The following is a 21,101-nucleotide window of genomic DNA, read 5'->3' as shown; positions in this document are numbered from 1 at the left end:
GATTTCATGCGCCTGCTGCTTGTTGAAGACGAACGCGAAATGGCAGCAGCCCTGTCCGCGGCGCTCCACCGGTTCGATATTATCGTGGATACGGTCGGCACGCTCGATCTGGCGCGTCACGCCATCATGGACAGCGTTCACGACCTTGTTGTGCTTGACCGGCAATTGCCCGATGGCGACGGCATCCAGCTTATCGAGGATCTGCGTCTCCTGCCCGTCACCCCACCCGTCATTGTGCTGACGGCGCAGGGGGGGCTTGCGGACCGGATCAATGGCCTGAACCTCGGCGCGGACGATTATCTGGCCAAACCTTTCGCCGTTGAGGAGCTGCTTGCCCGCATCCGCGCCCTGATGCGCCGGCCGGCCGGCACCGTGAAGATGACGGCGAGACTGGGCGGGCTGGAATTCTGCTTCGAAACCCGTGAGGTGCGCATCAAGGGGGAATTTCTTCCGCTGACGAGACGGGAATTGCTGATCCTTGAGGCCCTGTTGCGGCGACAGGGCAGAACGGTGCTGCGCTCGATGCTCGAGGAGGCCGTCTATAATTTCGATGATGAAATCCAGTCCAATGCACTCGATTCCCATATCTCCCGCTTGCGCCGCAAACTGGCGGCCGCGGATGCGGGTGTCGAGGTTCACGGCATCAGAGGCGTTGGCTACCTTATGAGGACGACCGTATGAAGCCGGCTAAAACGAGATCACTCAAACGCCGACTGACAATTCAATTGCTGCTTTTCCAGATCGGCAGCCTCGTCATCGTGACAGTCGCCTTCATCGTTTATTTGCTGACCGACGGCACCGGGAGCGCGCTCATCAGCTCAGAGGCGGCGCAGATCACAGCGAACGCTTTAATTCGTGAACAGAGCGGAAAAATTGCACTCAAAGAGACGCCAGCATACCTTGAGTTGTGCAAAGAGATGCCTGATTTCTGGTTCGTTGCGCTGTCCGAAAAGGACGAAATCATCCAGGGCGGACCGGTGCCCGAAGCCTTCAGCGACATGGACCAAAAGATGAACGATGTTAAAATCTCCAATATACGCGAAGCAGGAATGTCCTATTCGTACTTCGCCGTCCTATATGTCGCCGTCGTTCGCCGCGTGTCCGGGCCGGCCGGGGAATTCGCGATGATAGGAAAAGGCGGTCCATTGAGCATGACCCTTCCGGTCCTGCTATTCTCCAACATCCTTATCCTGCCGGTTCTCGTTCTCGTTTCAATCGCGACCATCGCGGCGATTCCCTGGATCATTCGCCGGGAATTTCGCGCGCTCTCCACGATTGCGCGCACTGCCCAGTCCATCGATATCGACAAACGAGGATATCGATTGCCGGATGGCAATATTCCAAGGGAGGTGCAGCCGCTCGTGCATGCCGTCAACGGCGCATTGCAGCGGCTGGACGATGGCTATGAAAGGCACAAGCGTTTCATTCTCGATGCCGCCCATGAATTGCGAACCCCCGTCGCCATTCTCCAGACCCGCGTTGAAACCTTACTGGAAGGTCCCGCCCGCAGCAGGATATTGGCGGATGCCAGCCGCATCGCCGTGCTGGCCGAACAATTGCTCGATCTGCAACGCCTCGGCGGGCAGAAAGCACCCCTTGTTCCGCTTGATATCGTCGGCCTGTGCAGGTCCGTGGTCGCGGATATGGCGCCGCTTGCGATCTCACAAGGATATAATCTGTCCTTCGAGCCGGAAGAAGAACCGATCCTCGCCCTTGCCGATGACGCCTCGCTGCAGCGCGCTTTGATGAACATCATACAGAACGCCATCGAACATGGCGGCAATCACGGAACCATCACCATAAGGGTAGCCTCAAACCGAGTGATCGAGATAGCCGATGACGGCGATGGTATTCCCGAGACGGAACGGGAGCTCGTCTTCGATGCATTTCACCGGATGAGACCGAAGGATCGCGGCACCGGCCTTGGGCTCAACCTCGTGCAGGAGATCATCGGTTATCACGGCGGCGAGATCAGCATCAGCGATTCCCCGACCGGCGGCGCCTGCTTCCGCATCGCGCTTCCCTATTGCTGAGAACGCAGCAGTCAAACAAAAAAGGCCTGTCGCGTCTGCAACAGGCCTTTCCGTTTCCTATCGATTCCGCCTGCTCAGCGCGGCAGAACGGTGGCTCCCATCAGCGCTTCATCGATTGCCCGTGCCGCCTGCCGGCCTTCGCGGATCGCCCAGACCACCAGCGACTGACCACGGCGAACGTCGCCCGCCGTCCACAGCTTATCGACCGAGGTCCTGTAGTCCGTTTCGTTGGCGACAACATTTGTGGAGCCGCGACGATCGGTGTTGAGCGTCAGCTTGCCTTCCATTTCCTTCAGCACGCTATCGGTGAAGGGACCGGAGAAGCCGATGGCGATGAAGGCGAGATCGGCCTTGATGATGAATTCCGTGCCGGCGATCGGCTTGCGGCGGTCATCTACCTGACAGCATTTCACGCCCGTCAACACGCCGTCTTCGCCGACGAATTCAAGCGTCGCCACCTGGAACTCGCGAATCGCGCCTTCGGCCTGCGAGGACGAGGTACGCATCTTGGTTGCCCAGAAGGGCCAGACCGCAAGCTTGTCTTCCTTTTCCGGCGGCATCGGACGGATGTCGAGTTGGGTGACCTTTACCGCACCTTGACGGAACGCCGTGCCGACGCAGTCAGATGCGGTATCGCCGCCGCCGACGACCACGACATGCTTGCCGCCAGCAAGGATCGGATCGGCGGGCCAGCCGACGCTGTCGATGTTTTCGCGGCCGACGCGGCGGTTCTGCTGCACGAGGTAAGGCATGGCATCATAAACGCCATTAAAATCGGCACCACCGATGCCGGCCGGGCGCGGGGTTTCCGAACCGCCGCAATAAAGAACCGCATCGTGATCGGCCAGAAGCGCTTCGACCGTCACATCCACACCGACATTAACGCCGCAATGGAAGGTGACGCCTTCACCCTTGATCTGCTCGACGCGGCGGTCGATGAAGTTCTTCTCCATCTTGAAGTCCGGAATGCCATAACGCAGCAGGCCCCCAGCCTTCGATTCACGCTCATAAACGTGAACCTCGTGGCCGGCGCGGCCAAGCTGCTGCGCAGCCGCCATGCCCGAGGGGCCGGAACCAATGATGGCGACCTTCTTGCCGGTGTGGATCGTCGCCGGCTTCGGCACGATGAAGCCCAGCTCATAAGCCTTGTCGGCGATAGCCTGTTCGACTGTCTTGATGGCGACCGGCGCATCCTCGAGATTCAGCGTGCACGCTTCCTCGCAAGGTGCAGGACAGACGCGGCCGGTAAATTCCGGGAAGTTGTTGGTGGAATGGAGGTTGCGGATCGCCTCTTCCCAATTGTTGTTATAGACCAGATCGTTCCAGTCCGGGATCTGGTTGTGCACGGGACAGCCCGTCGGGCCGTGACAGTAGGGAATACCGCAATCCATACAGCGCGCCGCCTGCTTCCGCACCTCGGCATCCGACATCGGAATGGTGAATTCGCGGAAATGGCGGATACGATCCGATGCGGGCTGATACTTTCCCACCTGCCGGTCGATCTCCAGAAAACCTGTAACCTTGCCCACGTTTATGTCCTCACATCAAAGCGGAGCGCCTGTCGGGCCCCAGTACCAGTAAGCGAAACCGAAAGCCGCCCCCAGCACGATGAACTCAAATCCGATCTCGCCGCTTGTCCAATAGATCACCATGGGAACGGCGACCGCGATCATCAGCGAGACCAGTTGGTGTAGTATCCTCACGCGGCGGATTATTCCGCCGCCACGCCCATGCGCATGCGCTCCATTTCCTCAAGCGCACGACGGTATTCGACCGGCATGACCTTTCGGAATTTCGGACGGAACTCGCTCCAGCGGTCGAGTATATCCTTGGCGCGTGCAGAGTTGGTGTAGTGGAAGTGATTGGAAATCAGCTGGTAGAGCCGCTCCTCATCGTGACGCGTCATGTCCTCGGATACGTCAACGCGTCCCTTGTGCATGAGGTCGCCACCGTGATGGTGCAGCTTCTCGAGCATGTCGTCCTCTTCCGGAACCGGCTCCAGCTCGACCATGGCCATGTTGCAGCGGGTGGCGAAATCGCCCTTCTCGTCGAGAACGTAAGCCACGCCACCGGACATGCCGGCCGCGAAGTTGCGGCCCGTCTCGCCGAGCACCACGACAATACCGCCCGTCATATATTCGCAACCGTGGTCGCCGACACCTTCGACAACCGCGACCGCGCCGGAGTTGCGCACTGCAAAGCGCTCACCCGCAACACCGCGGAAATAGCACTCGCCGGTGATGGCGCCGTAAAGAACGGTGTTGCCGACAATGATCGAGTTTTCCGCGACGATACGGGTGTTTTCCGGCGGGCGCACGATGATGCGGCCACCCGAAAGACCCTTGCCGACATAGTCGTTGCCGTCACCCACCAGATCGAAGGTGATGCCGCGCGCGAGAAACGCGCCGAAGGACTGACCGGCCGTGCCGCGCAGCGTCACGTGGATCGTATCGTCCTTCAGACCCTTATGGCCCCAGCGCTTGGCAAGCGCGCCTGACAGCATGGCACCGGCGGAACGGTCGACGTTCTTGATCGGCACTTCGAAAACGACAGGCTCGCGGTTTTCCAGCGACGGTAGCGACTTCTCGATCAGCTTGCGATCGAGAATATCGTCGATCGGGTGCTTCTGACGCTCGGTCCAGAAGGTTGCCTCCTTGGGAGCCTCTACCTTGTGGAAGATGCGGCTGAAATCCAGACCCTTGGCCTTCCAGTGCGCCAGCATCTCATCCTTTTCGAGAAGTTCGGAAGCGCCGATGATCTCGTCCAGCTTGGTAACGCCAAGCGAGGCGAGGATTTCGCGCACCTCTTCAGCCACGAAGAAGAAGTAGTTGATGACGTGTTCCGGCGTGCCCTTGAAGCGCTTACGCAGAACAGGATCCTGCGTTGCGACGCCGACGGGGCAGGTGTTCAGATGGCACTTGCGCATCATGATGCAGCCCGCAGCAATCAGCGGCGCGGTGGCAAAGCCGAATTCATCCGCACCAAGCAGCGCGCCGATGATGACGTCGCGGCCGGTCTTCAGACCACCATCCACCTGCAGCGCGATGCGCGAACGAAGGCCGTTCAGCACCAGCGTCTGCTGGGTTTCGGCAAGGCCGATTTCCCAAGGCGAGCCGGCGTGCTTGAGCGAGGTGAGCGGCGAAGCGCCCGTACCGCCATCGAAGCCGGAAACGGTGATATGATCGGCACGTGCCTTGGCAACGCCGGCCGCAACCGTACCGACGCCAACTTCCGACACCAGCTTTACCGAAACATCGGCTTCCGGATTGACGTTCTTCAGGTCGTAGATCAGCTGCGCCAGATCTTCGATGGAATAGATATCGTGATGCGGCGGCGGCGAGATGAGGCCGACGCCCGGCGTGGAGTGACGGGTCTTGGCAACCGTCGCATCCACCTTGTGACCCGGCAGCTGACCGCCTTCGCCGGGCTTGGCACCCTGCGCGACTTTGATCTGCAACATGTCGGCATTGACGAGATATTCCGTCGTCACACCGAAACGGCCAGAGGCGATCTGCTTGATGGCAGAGCGTTCCGGGTTCGGCTTGCCGTTCAGCAGCGGCAGATAACGGTCGGATTCTTCGCCGCCTTCACCGGTGTTGGACTTGCCGCCGATCTGGTTCATGGCGATGGCGAGCGTCGTATGCGCCTCGCGGCTGATCGAGCCGAAGGACATGGCGCCCGTCGAGAACCGCTTGACGATGTCTGCTGCGGGTTCGACCTCATCGATGGAAACAGGCTTGCGACCGAGCGCTTCCGCGGACTTGATGTTGAACAGGCCACGAATGGTGTTCATGCGCAGCGCCGTCTCATTCACCATGCCGGCGAATTCGCGGTAACGGTCCTGGCTGTTGCCACGCACGGCATGTTGCAGCGAGGCAACGGCATCCGGCGTCCAGGCGTGGCTTTCGCCGCGCATGCGATAGGCATATTCGCCGCCGATATCGAGCGTATTGGCAAGGATCGGATCCTTGCCGAAAGCCGCGGTATGGCGTGTTACGGTTTCTTCGGCGATTTCCGTCAGGCCCACACCTTCGATGGAGGTGGCGGTGCCAAAGAAATATTGCTCGACGAATTGCGAAGACAGGCCGATCGCGTCGAAAATCTGCGCGCCGCAATAGGACTGGTAGGTGGAAATGCCCATCTTGGACATGACCTTCAGGATGCCCTTACCGACCGCCTTGATATAGCGATAGACAACTTCATCGTCGGACACTTCCTTCGGGAACGCACCGTGCTTGTGCATGTCGAGCAGCGTGTCGAAGGCGAGATAGGGGTTGATCGCCTCCGCACCATAACCGGCGAGCAGGCAGAAATGATGGACTTCGCGCGGTTCGCCGGTTTCGACGACAAGACCAACCGAGGTGCGCAGACCCTTGCGGATCAGGTGATGATGCACGGCGGCCGTCGCCAGAAGCGCCGGGATCGCGATGCGATCAGGGCCAAGCTGGCGGTCGGAAAGAACGATGATGTTGTAGCCGCCGCGAACGGCCGATTCCGCCCGCTCGCACAGGCGGTCGAGCATCTCGGGCATGCCTTCGGCACCGCGCTCAACATCATAGGTGAAGTCGAGTGTCTTGGTGTCGAACCGGTCTTCCGTATGACCGATGGAGCGGATTTTTTCCAGATCGCCATTGGTCAGGATCGGCTGGCGCACTTCCAGACGCTTGGCGCGGGCTGCGCCTTCGTGATCGAGAAGGTTCGGGCGCGGGCCGATGAACGAGACGAGGCTCATGACAAGTTCTTCGCGGATCGGATCGATCGGCGGGTTGGTGACCTGCGCGAAGTTCTGCTTGAAATAGGTGTAAAGTAGCTTCGACTTGTCCGACATGGCCGAAATCGGCGTATCGGTGCCCATCGAGCCGATGGCTTCCTGCCCGGTCGTCGCCATCGGCGACATCAGGAGCTTGGTGTCCTCGCTGGTGTAACCGAAGGCCTGCTGACGGTCGAGCAGCGACACGTCACGACGCAGCGCGCGCGGCTCAACGGGCTTCAGATCCTCAAGAATAAGCTGGGTGCGGTCGAGCCAGGTGCGATAAGGGTGCTTGGCGGCAAGCTCGTGCTTCACATCCTCGTCGGAAATGATCGCACCCTTTTCCATGTCGATCAGCAGCATCTTGCCCGGCTGCAAACGCCACTTCTTGATGATGCGCTCCTCCGGCACCGGCAGCGTGCCGGCTTCGGATGCCATGATGACGCGGTCGTCATCGGTGACGAGATAACGCGCCGGACGCAGGCCGTTGCGGTCGAGGGTCGCGCCGATCTGCTTGCCATCGGTGAAGGCAACGGCGGCGGGGCCATCCCACGGCTCCATCAGCGCAGCATGATATTCGTAAAACGCCTTGCGTTCCGCCGACATGGACAGGTTGCCCGACCAGGCTTCGGGGATCAGCATCATCACGGCATGGGCCATGGAATAGCCGCCGCGCACGAGGAATTCGAGCGCGTTGTCGAAACAGGCGGTATCCGACTGGCCCTCATAGGAGATCGGCCAGAGCTTGGAAATGTCGTCGCCAAACAGGGCGGACGAAACCGAAGCCTGACGCGCCGCCATCCAGTTGACGTTGCCGCGCAGCGTGTTGATTTCGCCGTTATGGGCGACCATGCGATAGGGATGCGCCAACTTCCAGGAGGGGAAGGTGTTGGTCGAGAAACGCTGATGCACCAGCGCAACGGCGGATTCGAAACGCGGGTCCGCCAGATCCTTGTAATAGGCGCCGACCTGATAGGCGAGGAACATGCCCTTGTAGACGATGGTCGAAGACGACAGCGAAACCGGGTAGAAATCCTGCGTTTCCTTGCCGCCGCCCTCATCATAGATGCGGTTGGAGAGGACCTTGCGGATCAGGAACAGCTTGCGCTCGAAATCATGATTGGTCGCGGCATCGCGGCCGGCGCCGATGAAGACCTGAACATGGTGCGGTTCGGTGGCGGCAATATCCGGCGCCTTCGACAGCGAGGAATTATCAACCGGCACGTCGCGGAAGCCGAGGAACTGCTGCCCCTCTTCGCCGATGACGTCGACGATGACCTTCTTGTAGTGCTCGATGCGGGAAGGATCGCGCGGCATGAAGATGTGGCCGACCGCGTATTCGCCGGCCTTCGGCAACGTCACACCCTGTAGCGCCATTTCCTCGCGGAAGAAACGGTCGGGTATCTGCACGAGAATGCCCGCGCCATCACCCATCAGCGGGTCAGCGCCAACCGCACCGCGATGCGTGAGGTTTTCGAGGATGAACAGGCCGTCACTGACGATCTGATGCGACTTGACGCCTTTCATATGAGCAACGAAGCCAACGCCGCAGGCGTCATGTTCATTGGCGGGATTATAAAGACCCTGCCTTTCCGGCAAGCCGCCCGCGAAACGCGCTTTCGCAGAAACGGGTGCGGCCGCAGCCGCGGTGGGACAGTCTGTGGTCAGGGTTGCGGCGGCGATATCTGCCTGCGGCTTGTGCGTCATGTTGTCCCTCCTGCAAAATTACTTGCATGGTTTCATGCGAAGATCCGGCTCGATACGAATTTCCGCTTCCCGCAAAATCCGCATTCAGGCCGGCTGGATCAAATTTAGGACAGCAAGACTGTCTCAATTCTTGTTGATTTTGGCAGAAACAGCTGGATTTTGCAAGGGTCCGAATTCAATTAGTGAATACCCCTGTTTGCAGCGAAGTTTCGATACTGACCTATTGTGCGAAACTTTCTTGTCGAAACAGCCACTGGGCCATTGCTTTCATTGCCCGATTTGCCAATCGCAATCTTAGGTCCTAGAACTTTCTCCGTCATAGCTTCACGCAGCCCAACACAGACCTTCAGCTATCAGAAAGCCTTCAGAGATGTTTTTTGCTTCAGACAATTGGGCTGGCGCCCATCCGGCCGTCAATGAACGGCTGTCGCGGGAATCCACGCGTTTTGCCGCCGCTTACGGCACCAGCGAACTCGATCTCTCCATCGAAAAACGCTTCAACGAAATCTTCGAACGCGAAGTCGCGGTATTTTTCGTCGCCACCGGCACGGCGGCCAATTCGCTTTCGCTGGCAAGCATCGCCCGTCCCGGCGGCCTGACCTTCTGTCATTCGGAAGCGCATGTGATCGAGGACGAATGTGGCGCGCCGGATTTCTTTTCAGGCATGCGCATGGTCGCCGTCGAGGGGCCTGATGGCAAGATGCTGCCGGAGAACCTCATCGAGCGCATTGCGCGTTATCCGCAGGATGCCGTGCACCATGGGCGCGCCGCAGCCATTACCATGACGCAGGCGACTGAAGCCGGCACCGTCTATACGCTAGACGAAATCGACGCTATATCCAAAATCGCCAAGGAAAACGGCCTGCCGTTGCATATGGATGGCGCGCGGTTTGCCAATGCACTTGCCGCACTCGGCACGACGCCGGCTGAAATGACCTGGAAACGCGGCGTCGACGTCCTGTCTTTCGGCGGCACGAAAAACGGCTGCTGGTGCGCGGAAGCGATCGTGTTTTTCGATCCTTCGCTTGCCCGGGACTTCTCCTTCCTGCGCAAGCGTACCGCCCAGCTTTTTTCGAAATCGCGTTTCATCGCCGCGCAATTCGAAGCCTACCTGCAGGACGATCTGTGGCTCGGTCTCGCCGGCCACGCCAATGCCATGGCCAACCGGCTGCGCGCCGGTTTCGGCTCACTGAACAGCGCCCGCCTGGCATGGCCGACACAGGCCAACGAAGTTTTCGCCATTCTGCCCAAGGCAGCCGCTGAAGCGGCGACGCAAAAAGGCGCGAAGTTCTATGACTGGCTGGAGCCGCGCGACATGCCGGAAAATGTCGGCAAGGACGAAGTACTGATCCGCATGGTCACGAGCTTTGCGACGACCGAAGCTGATGTGGACGAATTCCTGTCGATCTGCGCTGCCGTTTGAACTATCGGAGGGCGTCCCTTTGCGACGCCCTCAAACCTCCTGCAGGCGGTAACCCACCCCGGTTTCCGTCAGGATATAACGCGGCTGGTCCGGGATTTTTTCGATCTTCTGGCGCAGCTGGCGCACATAGACCCTGAGATATTGCACGTCGGTCAGCTCGTCCCAGACATGTTCCAGCAGGAAACGGTGCGTCAGCACCTTGCCGGCATGCTGCACCAGAACCCGTAGAATATCGTATTCCTTCGGCGAGAGCTTCACCTCCCGATCCTCCACCTTCACGATGCGCCGGACGAGATCGACCGAGAGATCGCCGGTCTGGAAGACTGGCTTCTCGCCCTGTGTTTGCAGGCGATGGCGGAGCGCCACACGGATGCGGGCGACAAGCTCGTTCATGCCGAACGGCTTGCTGATATAATCATCCGCCCCCAGTTCCAGCGCCCTGACGATACCGGCCTCATCCGTGCGGCTGGAGAGGATGATGACCGGCAACGCCAGCCCGTCGCTGCGCCACTTCTCCAGAAGATCATGGCCCGATAAATCAGGGAGCCCGAGATCAAGCACGACAAGATCCGGCTTGTCTTCCCGGACCAGTTCCATCGCCACCTTCGCATTCATCGCCTCGCTCACCGCATATCCCTGGGTCGACAGGCCCACCCGCAGGAGCTTGCGGATCGGCGGCTCGTCATCGACGATCAGAATACGAACGGCGGAATTGGTCATTCCCGATCTCCTTCAGCGGCACGGCGCAATGCGTAACCCTCTGTCGCCAGCAATAGCGCCTTAATCATGATCCAGCACCGGGGTATCGACGGCGACGGGCAGGCCTATGGTAAATTGCGCTCCGCCGCGATCCGATCTGTTTTCCGCGCGGATCGAGCCGCCCATCGCCTCGATGAACCCCTTGCAGATGGAAAGACCGAGCCCCGTTCCCGCCTGCACATGGTCAACCTTGCGCACTCGGTAAAAACTGTCGAAGACCCGCTCAAGATCATCGGACGGAATGCCCGGTCCCTCATCGGCGACCGAGAGGAAGATGTTTTTTCCCTGCCGCCAGCCGCGTATCGCAATGGTCGTGTGTTCGGGAGCGTATTTGGCCGCATTGTCGATGAGGTTGAACAGCACCTGTTCGAAAAGCACGGGATCAACCTTCAGCATCGGCAGGTCGGAGGGGATATCGAGAACGACCTCATGCCGGACAACGATCTTCGCCGCGCGCGACAGCGCCGTTCCGACCATGTCGCCGAGGAAATGCAGCCCGTAATTCGGCTCCATCGCACCCGACCCAATTCTCGTCATATCGAGAAGATTGGAGATGAAACGGTTCAGCCGTTCGGATTCCTCGACGATCGTCGACAGCAGTTCGGCGCGCGCATCGGGCGGAATGTCATCGGCGAAATCCTTGAGCGTTCCGGCCGAGCCCAGAATAGCGGCAAGCGGGGTTTTAAGATCGTGGGAAATGGAGGTCAGAAGTGCCGTGCGCAGGCGGTCGGTTTCAGCCGCCAGCTTTGCCCGGTCGACATCGGAGGCAAGCTGGATACGTTCAACCGCCAGCGCGGCCTGGTCGGCCAGCGCATCAAAAAGCCGCTGCTGTTCCGGCGTCAAAAGCGGTCCGCTTCGGTCGTCATCTAGGCCCACCACACCCACCGCACCGCTGCCGGTGCGAAGCGGGAGATAAAGTCTTTTGGCCCCCGGCAAAGTGTCCGCGCCACGACCTGCCGCCTTGTTATGTTCCCATGCCCATTGTGCGGCGGCGATATCGGCATCCACCAATGTATCGTCAGGCGGATAACCCGCCTTGACGGCGATGGCGCCGTTTTCCGGCATGAGCAGGACCACCCTCACCTTCAGCATTGACGCCATCTGATATGCAGCTGCCCATAACACATCATCGAGCGTGCCCGTGCCGGCCAGCTTTTTCGAAAACAGATAGAGGTCTTCGGTGGTGCGTGCCCTCGAGCGTGCGGAGGCCGCCTGCCGCTGCACCGCGACAGTGAGATTGGAAGCGACCAGCGCGACGCCGAAATAGAACAGCAGGGCGACAAGGCTGTCCGGAGAACTGACCGTTAGCGTGTAGCGCGGGTCCAGAAAGAAGAAGTTGAACGCAACCGCGCCAAGCAGCGAGGCATAAAGCGCCGGTCCGAGACCCCCGCGCACGGCGGCGGCCAGAACGGCCATCAGGAAGACAAGCGCGAGGTTTTGAACGTCGAGCGTCTGATCGAGCACGATGCCAACGATGATCGCCAGCCCGACGAACAAAGTGCTGTTGAGATAGGACCGGAAAGACTGGCGGGATCGCGCCGGTGCGAGCTTCACGGCCTGGCCCGGCTTTTCCTCGTTCTTGTCGCCGGAAATGACGTGCACGCTGATATCGCCGGCGTGATCGATCAGATCATGCGTCAGCGAGCGCTGAAAAATCCGCTGCCACCAGGATTTTCGCGGGCGCCCGATGATGATGTGGGTGAAATTATTGGCATTGGCGTAAGCGATGATTTCGCGTGTGAGGTCAAGCGCTGGCAGGGTTACCGTTTCGCCGCCAAGCTGCTGGGCAAGCCGCATGGTGCCCGCCAGCCGGTCCTTCTCCACCTCCGACAATTGCTGCGAACGCGGCGTGTCGAGATGCAGCGCCGTCCACGGCGCGCGCAGTCGGTCCGCCTGCCTTCGGGCATAACGCACAAGACCCGGCCCGTTGCTGCCGTGGTCGAGGCAGACCAGAACCCGGTCCCCCGCCGCCCACGGGCCGGAAATGGCATGGGACTGCATGTGGTTGAGCAATTGCTCGTCCACCCGCTGCGCCGTGCGTCGCAGTGCGAGTTCGCGCAGCGCCGTCAGGTTGCCCCGGGAGAAATAATTCTCGATGGCGCGCCGGGCGGTACGCGGCAGGTAGACCTTGCCGTCCTGCAGCCGCTTGATCAGATCATCGGGGGTGATATCGATGATTTCGACGTCGTCGGCGCGGTCGATGATGCTGTCCGGCACCGTTTCGCGCACGCGGATACGGGTGATCTGCGCCACCACATCATTCAGGCTTTCGACATGCTGGATGTTGAGCGTCGTATAGACATTGATGCCCTGCGCGAGGATTTCCTGAACATCCATGTACCGCTTGGGGTGGCGGCTGCCGGCGGCATTGGTGTGGGCAAGTTCATCGACCAGAACCAGAGCGGGGCGACGGGCGAGGATGGCATCGATATCCATCTCCTCCAGTACCTGACCGCGATAATCGATGCGCTTGCGCGGGATCACGCTCAACCCTTCGACCAGCGCCTCGGTTTCCCGGCGGCCGTGGGTTTCCACGACACCGATAACGGTATCGACGCCATCCGCGAGCTTCGCCCGGCCGGACATCAGCATCTCATAGGTCTTGCCGACGCCGGGTGCGGCGCCCAGAAAAATCTTCAGCCGGCCTCTTGCCTCGCGCTGGGCATTTTCCAGCAGCGCATCGGGCGACGGTCGGCTTGGCATATCGCTGATATCGTCAGGCATTTAACCACCAGTGGTCGAGGCTATGGCTTCCGAAGAAGCCATAGCCATTTCAGTTTATGAGCCGGCTGCGTCAAGTGCCATGTTGAGCGCCAGTATATTTACAACGGGCTCGCCCATGAAACCCAGTTCCGGCGCTTCGACATGACGGTCGACGAGGGCGCGCAGCGCGGTTTCATCCATGCCCCTTGCTTTGGCGACGCGCGGCACCTGGAAATAGGCAGCCTCGGGCGAGACATGCGGATCAAGACCGCTGCCCGACGCCGTCACCAGATCTGCCGGAACTTCCGCCGCCGGGTTTTCGGCCTTTGCGGCCTCATAATCCGTCTTCACCCGGTCTATGAGCTTGGCGCTCGTCGGGCCGAGATTGGATCCGGACGAGGAGGCGGCGTTATATCCGTCGCCAGCGGCGGAGGGGCGCCCGTGAAAATAGGTCTCGCCGGTGAAGGCCTGACCGATCAATTGCGAGCCGACCACCTTGCCGTCCTTTTCGATCATGCTGCCATTGGCCTGAACGGGAAAGAGCGCCTGCGCCAGACCCGTCATGCCCAGCGGATAGGCAAGGCCGGTAATGGCCGTGGTGGCGAGGATCAGCACCAGTGCGGGACGAAGCTGTCTAAACATTGTCTTTACTCCTCAGGCGAGACCGAGCGCCGTGACGGCGAGGTCGATGAGCTTGATGCCGATGAAGGGAACGATGATGCCGCCGAGGCCATAAATGACCAGATTGCGCGACAGCAGCGCGCCAGCGCCAATCGGACGGTATTTGACGCCCTTCAACGACAACGGGATGAGCGCGATGATGATGAGTGCGTTGAAGATGATCGCCGACAAAATGGCGCTCTGCGGCGTCGAAAGCCCCATCACATTCAAGACGCCAAGCTGCGGATAAAGCACTAGGAACATCGCCGGGATGATGGCGAAATATTTGGCGATATCGTTGGCGATGGAGAAGGTCGTCAGCGCACCGCGCGTCATCAGCAACTGCTTGCCGATTTCGACGATCTCGATGAGCTTGGTCGGATCACTGTCGAGATCGACCATGTTGCCGGCTTCGCGGGCTGCGACCGTGCCGGTGTTCATGGCGACGCCGACATCAGCCTGCGCCAGCGCCGGCGCGTCGTTGGTGCCGTCGCCGCACATGGCGACAAGCTTGCCCTTGGCCTGTTCCTCGCGGATAAGCTCCAGCTTGTTTTCCGGCGTGGCCTGGGCAAGGAAATCATCGACGCCTGCCTCCGCCGCGATGGCGGCGGCGGTCATCGGATTGTCGCCGGTAATCATCACGGTGCGGATGCCCATGCGCCGAAGCTCGGCGAAGCGCTCGCGAATACCGCCCTTGACGATATCCTTCAGTTGCACGACGCCGAGCAGCTTGCCATCGCGCACGACGGCGAGCGGTGTGCCGCCGGCCTTGGCAATGTCTTCCGCTATTGCGCGGATAGCCCGCGTGGCATCCGTTTCGGTTTTGAGGGCAAGCGCCGCATTGCCATGTTGCAGAGCGCCGCCATCGACATAGGCAAGAACCGCATCAACCGCGCCCTTGCGGATAGAGGCACCTTCAAAATCGACACCGCTCATGCGGGTCTGGGCGGTGAAGGGCACAAAAGTAGCGTGCAGCTTCTGCATGTCCCGGGCACGGATTCCGTATTTTTCCTTGGCCAGAACCACGATGGAGCGGCCTTCCGGGGTTTCGTCGGCGAGCGAGGCGAGTTGGGCGGCATCGGCAAGTTCCTGCTCGGAGACGCCGGGAATGGGGCGGAGATCGGTCGCCTGCCGGTTGCCAAGGGTGATCGTGCCGGTCTTGTCGAGCAGAAGCGTATCCACGTCACCCGCCGCCTCGACGGCGCGGCCGGACATGGCGAGAACGTTGAAACGCACCAGACGGTCCATGCCGGCAATGCCGATGGCGGACAGAAGCGCGCCGATGGTGGTCGGGATAAGCGTGACGAACAGCGCCACCAGCACGATGATCGGGATGGAACCGCCGGCATAGGCCGCGAAACTTGGAATGGTCGCTGTGGCGAGAACGAAGATCAGCGTCATACCGGCCAGCAGGATGTTGAGCGCGATCTCATTCGGTGTCTTCTGGCGCTCGGCACCTTCGACCAGCGAAATCATCCGATCAAGGAAGGTGGAGCCGGCAGCGGCGGTGATGCGAACGCGGATCCAGTCCGACAGAACCTGCGTGCCGCCGGTAACCGCCGAGCGGTCGCCGCCGGATTCGCGGATGACGGGGGCGGATTCACCCGTTATCGCCGCCTCGTTGACGGAGGCGACACCCTCGATGACTTCACCGTCGGAGGGGATGATGTCTCCCGCCTCGACAAGAACGACATCGTTCACCTTCAGGCTGTCGCCCGCAACCATTTTATACTGGCTGCGATCATCGCCGTTCAGAAGTTTCGCCTGGGTTTCCGTGCGGGTCTTGCGCAGGGAATCCGCCTGCGCCTTGCCGCGCCCTTCGGCGACGGCTTCGGCGAAATTGGCAAACAGCACGGTGAACCAGAGCCAGAGATTGATCTGGAAGGAAAAGGCAAGATTGGTGCCGCCAGTGATGAGATCGCGGATGAACAGCACCGTTGTCAGCACCGACACCGTCGCCACCACGAATATGACCGGGTTGCGCGCAAGCGTGCGTGGATTGAGCTTTTTGAATGCGTCGGCAATGGCCGGCACGAGAATGCGAGAATCGAGGATGCTCGCTTGTTTGGACTGGCTCATGAAGAGGCTCCAGCGTTTGAAACAGGGCGACCGAGGAGGTCGATCAGCCCGTGATAACTTCGAGGGCGACAACGGCGGCGAACAGAGCCGCCATCATCGCAAGAATGAGATTGGAGGCGCACCAGCCGCCGGGCATGGCGCTCCCTTTGAAAGGAGCGCCTTTGCGGGCGGGAACGATGCGGTTACGTCGAGATACGTCATCATTCATGGCATCACCTCAGAAGAGCTGGCCTGCCGCCATGACAAGGTGTTCGGCAACGGGGCCGAGCGCGAGTGCTGGCAGGAAGGTAAGACCGCCGACGATCAGGATCGTGCCGACAAGCAGGCCGACGAAGAGCGGACCATCCGTCGGAAAGGTGCCTGCCGAGGCGGGAACGGTCTTTTTGGTGACGAGGGAGCCGGCAATGGCGAGTGCCGGGATGATGACCAGAAAACGGCCCATCAGCATGCCGAAACCAAGCGTAATGTTGTACCAGCTGGTATTGCCTGTCAGGCCACCGAAAGCCGAGCCGTTATTGGCGGCCGCCGAGGTATAGGCATAGAGGATTTCGGAGAAGCCATGCGGCCCGGCCGTGCCAATCGACGCCACCGCCGAAGGCAGGACGGTAGCTGTGGCGGTGAAAGCCAGCATGGCGAGCGGCAGGCAGAGGATGGCCAGAACCGCCATCTTCATTTCCTTCGCTTCGATCTTCTTGCCGAGATATTCCGGCGTGCGGCCGACCATCAGACCTGCCACGAAAATGGCGATGACGATGAACAGAAGAATGCCGTAGAAACCCGCGCCGACACCGCCCACGATCACCTCACCCAACTGCATGTTGATGAGCGGGACGAGACCGCCAAGCGCCGTGAAACTGCCATGCATGGCATTGACCGCGCCACAGGATGCGGCCGTGGTGATCACCGCAAAGAGCGACGAGAGCGCCACGCCGAAGCGGACCTCCTTGCCCTCCATGTTGCCACCAGCGAGACCAAAGCTATGCATCAGCGGGTTTCCAGCCGCTTCCGCCCAATAGGTGACGGCAACGCCGGCGATGAACAGCACACCCATGGCGGCGAAGATTGCCCAGCCTTGGCGCTGGTTGCCGACCATGCGACCGAAGACATTGGTGAAGGCCGCGCCGATCGCGAAGATCGACACCATCTGGATCATGTTGGAAATGGCGTCTGGGTTTTCGAAGGGATGCGCGGAATTGGCATTGAAGAAACCGCCACCATTGGTGCCGAGCATCTTGATCGCCAGCTGCGATGCCACGGGTCCGAGGGCAATCGTCTGCTGCGCGCCTTCGAGCGTCTGCGCCGTGACATAGGCGCCGAGCGTCTGCGGCACGCCAAGCCACACATAAACGAGCGTCAGCATAATGCAGAGCGGTAGAAGCACGTAGAGGGTGGAGCGGACCATATCGACCCAGAAATTGCCGATGGCCTTGCCGGAGGCACGCGAGAAAGCGCGGATGAGGCCGATCGCGATCGCCATCCCCGTCGCGGCCGAAACGAAATTCTGCACGGTGAGACCGGACATCTGGGTCAAATAGGACAGGGTACTTTCCCCACCGTAATTCTGCCAGTTGGTATTGGTGACGAAGCTGACCGCCGTATTGAAGGACAATTCTGGCCCGACGGCCGGCATCGCCTGCGGATTATAGGGCAGCACGGCCTGAAAGCGCATCAGCGCATAAAGCAGGGCAAAACCGAAAAGGTTGAAGAGGAGCATGGAGAACGCATAGGTCGTCCAGTGCTGCTCCTCGCGCTCGCTGGTGCCGGCAAGGGCGTAGAGACCGCGCTCGACGGGTGCGAGAACCGGCGACAGCAGGGTGCGTTCGCCATTAAAGACACGCGCCATATAGAAGCCGAGCGGCTTCACCAGCGCAAAAATGATCCCGCAAAACAGCAGAATCTGAAACCATCCATTGAGGGTCATGGTATTGAACTTTCAATAGCCGCCGCTTCACGATCAGAAGCGTTCGGGGCGAATGAGAGCGTAAGTGAGATAGGCGGCGACAAAGACGGTGACGGCACCGCTCAGGACATAATCGAATATCATCGCGGCCTCCGTCTAAAGCCGGTCGCAGGCGCGCGTATAGGCAAAGCACAGGGCGAAAAACACCGTCGCTGCGCCAATCAGAATAACGTCCATCATCGATGAGACTCCTTTTTCCTCTGGGAGCCGGACAGGAAGAAAAGCGCCGTCATGTGGGACGTCGCTTTTCAATCTTTCTGGCTGGAAAGGGAACACCATCCCTTCCCGAACAGAAGAATGCACCCGAACCGCATAAAGGTTCGAGACGGCCGCCGATGGAATAAAATAGGAATCCTATAGGAATTTCGATGCCCGCGGAGACGCGCACCCTATCCATGTCTTAATCCGCTTCTTAATGAGAGAGCGGCTCACCAAAGGCGGATACAATGGTTTCCGCCGAACTGTTGCCGGCGAGCAGCGCTGCCAGCAGAATGCGGGCCTGCCCCGGCCGAAGCGTGGATGAATGCACGGCACCGGCCGCGACGAGATCATGCCCACCGCCACCGCCGCCATAACTTGCAACCAGCAGGCCTTCCGGCACACGGCTGGAAACCACGACCGGAACGCGGCGCTCTGCGCAGCGCTTCACCGCTTCAGCGATGAGCGGATTGGCATTGCCGGAACCGAGTGCGGCGAGCACGATACCTTTCGCACCCGCTGCAAGGCTGGCATCGATATGGGTCGCGTCGCAGCCGGGATGGATGACGACGATATCGACCCTGATATCCGTGACGGGAGCAGCAAGTTTCGGTGTTGCGGTCTGGACCTGCGGTCGCGCCGAACGGAAGGCGTCCGCCGCATCCGCACTCAGCTTGTAAAGCCCCCAGGCCGGCAGACAGCGACCTCCGAAGGAAAGAAGCACTCCCTTTTCAGCATTCCGCTGATCGAGCGCTGTTTCTATGGCCCGGGCCAGATTGGCCGGTCCGTCCGCTTGCCTGTGGTCCGCCGTAAATTGCGCGCCGGTGAAGACCACGGGCTTGGGAAGGGCGTGCTGCAGATGGACGAGCAGCGACGATTCTTCCATCGCATCGGTTCCATGCAGAACGACGATGCCCGCCACGGCGGGATCGCTAAGTTCGATGCCAACGGCATCGCTGATGCTTTGCATGTCGGCCAAGGTCAGGCTGGACGAATCCTTCGCCATCAGATCGACGGGCTTCAGCCGTGCATTGACCTGCGGAACCAGCGCCAGCAGATCCTCGCCGGAAAGGCTGGGAGTGCTGGCGCCATCGGCGCCCCGCCGGCTGGCAATGGTGCCACCGGTGGCGATGACCGCCACCAGCGGGGCTGTACCCTGCCCACTCAATGCGACACTCCCGATCCTGCCCGTTCAGCGGCCAGTCGATAGATACGGTCGCGCAGCAGATACCAGCCGATGACCAGAGCCGGTATGATGACGATCAGCGAGGCGATCGTCCACGACCCGACAGGATAATCGAAGGCCATCAGCACCAGCACGCCGAACAGGAAGATGAGCGTGAGGATGCCGGTATAGGGCGCGCCGAACATGCGGAAATCCGGACGCACGATCTCGCCGCGCTGCGACAGCTGCCAGAGCTTCAGCTGGCAGAGCACGATGACGGCCCATGCGCAAATGATGCCGAGCGCCGAAAGGTTGAGCGCGATCTCGAAGGCGGAGGATGGGACGACCGCGTTCAAGGCCACGCCGAGAACCGTGACGACGGCGGTGACCGCAATGCCGCCATAGGGCACACCGTTCTTGTTCATCTTCGCGAGCGCTGCCGGAGCCGAGCCGGAAACCGCCATGGAGTGGAGAATGCGGCCAGTGGAATAAAGGCCGGCATTCAGCGAGGACAATACGGCGGTCAGAACCACGAGGTTCATGATCACGTCAGCGCCCTCTACACCGATGGAGCCGAAGAAGGTGACGAAGGGGCTCTCGCCGGCCTTGTAGGCGGTGTAGGGCAGAAGCAGCGTGAAAAGTAGCACGGAGCCGACGTAAAAGACGACGAGGCGCAGAACCACGGCGCGGATGGCGCGCGGCATGACCTTGCGCGGGTCTTCGGTTTCGCCGGCAGCCGTGCCGATCAGCTCGATCGAGGCATAAGCGAAAACAACACCCTGTATGATCACGAAGGCGGGAAGAATGCCGTTCGGGAAAAAGCCACCATTGTCCGTAATCAGGCTGAAGCCGGTGACATGGCCTTCAATGGGCGTGCCGAAAATAACGAAATAGACGCCAACGACGAGGAAAATGGCGAGAGCCAGAACCTTGATCAGGCTGAACCAGAACTCCAGTTCGCCGAAGACCTTCACCGACAGCATGTTCATCGCCAGCACGACCACGAGCGCGGTCATGGCGAATACCCACTGATCAATGCCTGCAAGCCACGGAACATATTGCTTGAAGAAATTCATGTAGAGCGCGACGGCGGTCACATCAGCCACCGAGGTCATGGCCCAGTTCAGCCAATACATCCAGCCGGCCGCAAAGGCCATTTTCTCGCCGTAGAATTCACGGGCGTAAGAGACGAAGGAACCGGAGCTCGGGCGATGCATGATCAGCTCGCCGAGCGCGCGCAGCACCAGAAACGCAAAAAAACCGCAGAGCGCATACACGAAAACCAGCGCCGGGCCTGCCTGCGCGAGACGCCCACCGGCACCCAGAAAGAGCCCCGTGCCGATGGCGCCACCGATGGCGATCATCTGGATTTGGCGCGGCTTCAGGGCTTTATGGTAACCGAGATCCTCTTCGACGAAGACCTCACGTTCGGCGGGTGCCGTTTTTCCAGAATGCATGGATTTATCCTCCCGATAAAACGCTTGTAATCGGCAATAAGCCGGAAATCAAAGTGGAACTGGCGTCGTCCCCAGGGCTGGAAATATGGCCAGCGAATGCATGCACGCTGTAAAGCTGCATGACAGATTTTCGCCCTCATAATGGCAGATAATGCCGTTCGTCAAGGGTATTCGATATGATTGACCTTCTTCTCCACCAAGATTAAG

15 protein-coding genes are annotated in these 21,101 nt (G+C 60.2%); 3 read left to right on the top strand and 12 right to left on the bottom strand.

Features of this window, described 5'->3' with window-relative positions; genetic code table 11:
* Window positions 1–6: 6 nt before the first annotated feature.
* Window positions 7–681 carry a response regulator transcription factor gene (locus GSF67_RS19685; RefSeq protein ID WP_006313441.1) on the top strand — a complete coding sequence of 225 codons (675 nt, stop codon included), beginning with the start codon at window positions 7–9 and terminating at the stop codon, window positions 679–681.
* Window positions 678–2,033, top strand: coding sequence for a HAMP domain-containing sensor histidine kinase (locus GSF67_RS19680; RefSeq protein ID WP_006313440.1), 1,356 nt, complete (start codon window positions 678–680; stop codon window positions 2,031–2,033). Before GSF67_RS19685 ends, GSF67_RS19680 begins: the two co-directional genes overlap by 4 nt.
* Before the next feature lie 74 nt (window positions 2,034–2,107).
* Here GSF67_RS19680 and GSF67_RS19675 read toward each other — a convergent pair whose 3' ends face one another.
* Genes GSF67_RS19675 through gltB form a run of 3 tightly spaced genes read right to left on the bottom strand, consistent with a single transcriptional unit; the run spans window position 2,108 to window position 8,490 of the window.
* On the bottom strand, window positions 2,108–3,562 hold the full coding sequence (locus GSF67_RS19675; RefSeq protein ID WP_006313439.1) for a glutamate synthase subunit beta: 1,455 nt from the start codon (window positions 3,560–3,562) through the stop codon (window positions 2,108–2,110).
* 15 nt (window positions 3,563–3,577) lie between these two features.
* Complete coding sequence (locus tag GSF67_RS19670; protein ID WP_006313438.1) at window positions 3,578–3,736, bottom strand: hypothetical protein; 159 nt, start codon at window positions 3,734–3,736, stop codon at window positions 3,578–3,580.
* An 8-nt stretch (window positions 3,737–3,744) separates the two neighbouring features.
* On the bottom strand, window positions 3,745–8,490 hold the full coding sequence (gltB, locus tag GSF67_RS19665; protein ID WP_006313437.1) for a glutamate synthase large subunit: 4,746 nt from the start codon (window positions 8,488–8,490) through the stop codon (window positions 3,745–3,747).
* A 370-nt stretch (window positions 8,491–8,860) separates the two neighbouring features.
* Here gltB and GSF67_RS19660 point away from each other — a divergent pair, with 370 nt between their 5' ends.
* Complete coding sequence (locus GSF67_RS19660) at window positions 8,861–9,913, top strand: low specificity L-threonine aldolase (protein ID WP_006313436.1); 1,053 nt, start codon at window positions 8,861–8,863, stop codon at window positions 9,911–9,913.
* A gap of 30 nt (window positions 9,914–9,943) precedes the next feature.
* On the opposite strand, the gene GSF67_RS19655 is transcribed toward GSF67_RS19660, so the two are convergent.
* The 9 genes from GSF67_RS19655 to GSF67_RS19615 form a co-directional block, all read right to left on the bottom strand.
* Complete coding sequence (locus GSF67_RS19655) at window positions 9,944–10,633, bottom strand: response regulator transcription factor (RefSeq protein WP_006313435.1); 690 nt, start codon at window positions 10,631–10,633, stop codon at window positions 9,944–9,946.
* 60 nt (window positions 10,634–10,693) lie between these two features.
* Window positions 10,694–13,396, bottom strand: coding sequence for a sensor histidine kinase KdpD (locus GSF67_RS19650; protein ID WP_006313434.1), 2,703 nt, complete (start codon window positions 13,394–13,396; stop codon window positions 10,694–10,696).
* A gap of 54 nt (window positions 13,397–13,450) precedes the next feature.
* Entirely contained in the window at window positions 13,451–14,017 is a 567-nt protein-coding gene (gene kdpC, locus GSF67_RS19645; protein ID WP_006313433.1) for a potassium-transporting ATPase subunit KdpC, read from the bottom strand.
* Between the two features lie 12 nt (window positions 14,018–14,029).
* On the bottom strand, window positions 14,030–16,114 hold the full coding sequence (gene kdpB / locus GSF67_RS19640) for a potassium-transporting ATPase subunit KdpB (RefSeq protein ID WP_006313432.1): 2,085 nt from the start codon (window positions 16,112–16,114) through the stop codon (window positions 14,030–14,032).
* A gap of 43 nt (window positions 16,115–16,157) precedes the next feature.
* Complete coding sequence (locus tag GSF67_RS19635) at window positions 16,158–16,322, bottom strand: hypothetical protein (RefSeq protein WP_006313431.1); 165 nt, start codon at window positions 16,320–16,322, stop codon at window positions 16,158–16,160.
* Window positions 16,323–16,331: 9 nt separating this feature from the next.
* Complete coding sequence (gene kdpA, locus GSF67_RS19630; RefSeq protein ID WP_006313430.1) at window positions 16,332–18,035, bottom strand: potassium-transporting ATPase subunit KdpA; 1,704 nt, start codon at window positions 18,033–18,035, stop codon at window positions 16,332–16,334.
* Window positions 18,036–18,068: 33 nt separating this feature from the next.
* A complete protein-coding gene (gene kdpF, locus GSF67_RS19625) occupies window positions 18,069–18,158 on the bottom strand; it encodes a K(+)-transporting ATPase subunit F (RefSeq protein ID WP_006313429.1) in 90 nt (29 codons plus the stop codon).
* Window positions 18,159–18,486: 328 nt separating this feature from the next.
* Window positions 18,487–19,440, bottom strand: a complete 954-nt coding sequence (locus GSF67_RS19620) for an asparaginase (protein ID WP_176072070.1) — start codon at window positions 19,438–19,440, stop codon at window positions 18,487–18,489.
* A complete protein-coding gene (locus GSF67_RS19615; RefSeq protein WP_006313426.1) occupies window positions 19,437–20,894 on the bottom strand; it encodes an amino acid permease in 1,458 nt (485 codons plus the stop codon). Before GSF67_RS19615 ends, GSF67_RS19620 begins: the two co-directional genes overlap by 4 nt.
* Window positions 20,895–21,101: the final 207 nt, after the last annotated feature.

It is taken from the genome of Agrobacterium sp. CGMCC 11546, assembly GCF_013365515.1.
In the GTDB taxonomy this organism is placed as follows: domain Bacteria; phylum Pseudomonadota; class Alphaproteobacteria; order Rhizobiales; family Rhizobiaceae; genus Agrobacterium; species Agrobacterium fabrum.
This window is presented reverse-complemented; position numbering and strand designations above follow the sequence as displayed.

Excerpts from the sequence above, each read along its gene's own strand:
- GSF67_RS19685 (WP_006313441.1), top strand. The coding sequence starts at position 7 with ATGCGCCTGCTGCTTGTTGAAGACGAACGCGAAATGGCAGCAGCCCTG.
- GSF67_RS19680 (WP_006313440.1), top strand. The coding sequence starts at position 678 with ATGAAGCCGGCTAAAACGAGATCACTCAAACGCCGACTGACAATTCAA.
- gltB (WP_006313437.1), bottom strand. The coding sequence starts at position 8,490 with ATGACGCACAAGCCGCAGGCAGATATCGCCGCCGCAACCCTGACCACA.
- GSF67_RS19660 (WP_006313436.1), top strand. The coding sequence starts at position 8,861 with ATGTTTTTTGCTTCAGACAATTGGGCTGGCGCCCATCCGGCCGTCAAT.
- GSF67_RS19655 (WP_006313435.1), bottom strand. The coding sequence starts at position 10,633 with ATGACCAATTCCGCCGTTCGTATTCTGATCGTCGATGACGAGCCGCCG.
- GSF67_RS19650 (WP_006313434.1), bottom strand. The coding sequence starts at position 13,396 with ATGCCTGACGATATCAGCGATATGCCAAGCCGACCGTCGCCCGATGCG.
- kdpC (WP_006313433.1), bottom strand. The coding sequence starts at position 14,017 with ATGTTTAGACAGCTTCGTCCCGCACTGGTGCTGATCCTCGCCACCACG.
- kdpB (WP_006313432.1), bottom strand. The coding sequence starts at position 16,114 with ATGAGCCAGTCCAAACAAGCGAGCATCCTCGATTCTCGCATTCTCGTG.
- GSF67_RS19635 (WP_006313431.1), bottom strand. The coding sequence starts at position 16,322 with ATGAATGATGACGTATCTCGACGTAACCGCATCGTTCCCGCCCGCAAA.
- kdpA (WP_006313430.1), bottom strand. The coding sequence starts at position 18,035 with ATGACCCTCAATGGATGGTTTCAGATTCTGCTGTTTTGCGGGATCATT.
- kdpF (WP_006313429.1), bottom strand. The coding sequence starts at position 18,158 with ATGATATTCGATTATGTCCTGAGCGGTGCCGTCACCGTCTTTGTCGCC.
- GSF67_RS19615 (WP_006313426.1), bottom strand. The coding sequence starts at position 20,894 with ATGCATTCTGGAAAAACGGCACCCGCCGAACGTGAGGTCTTCGTCGAA.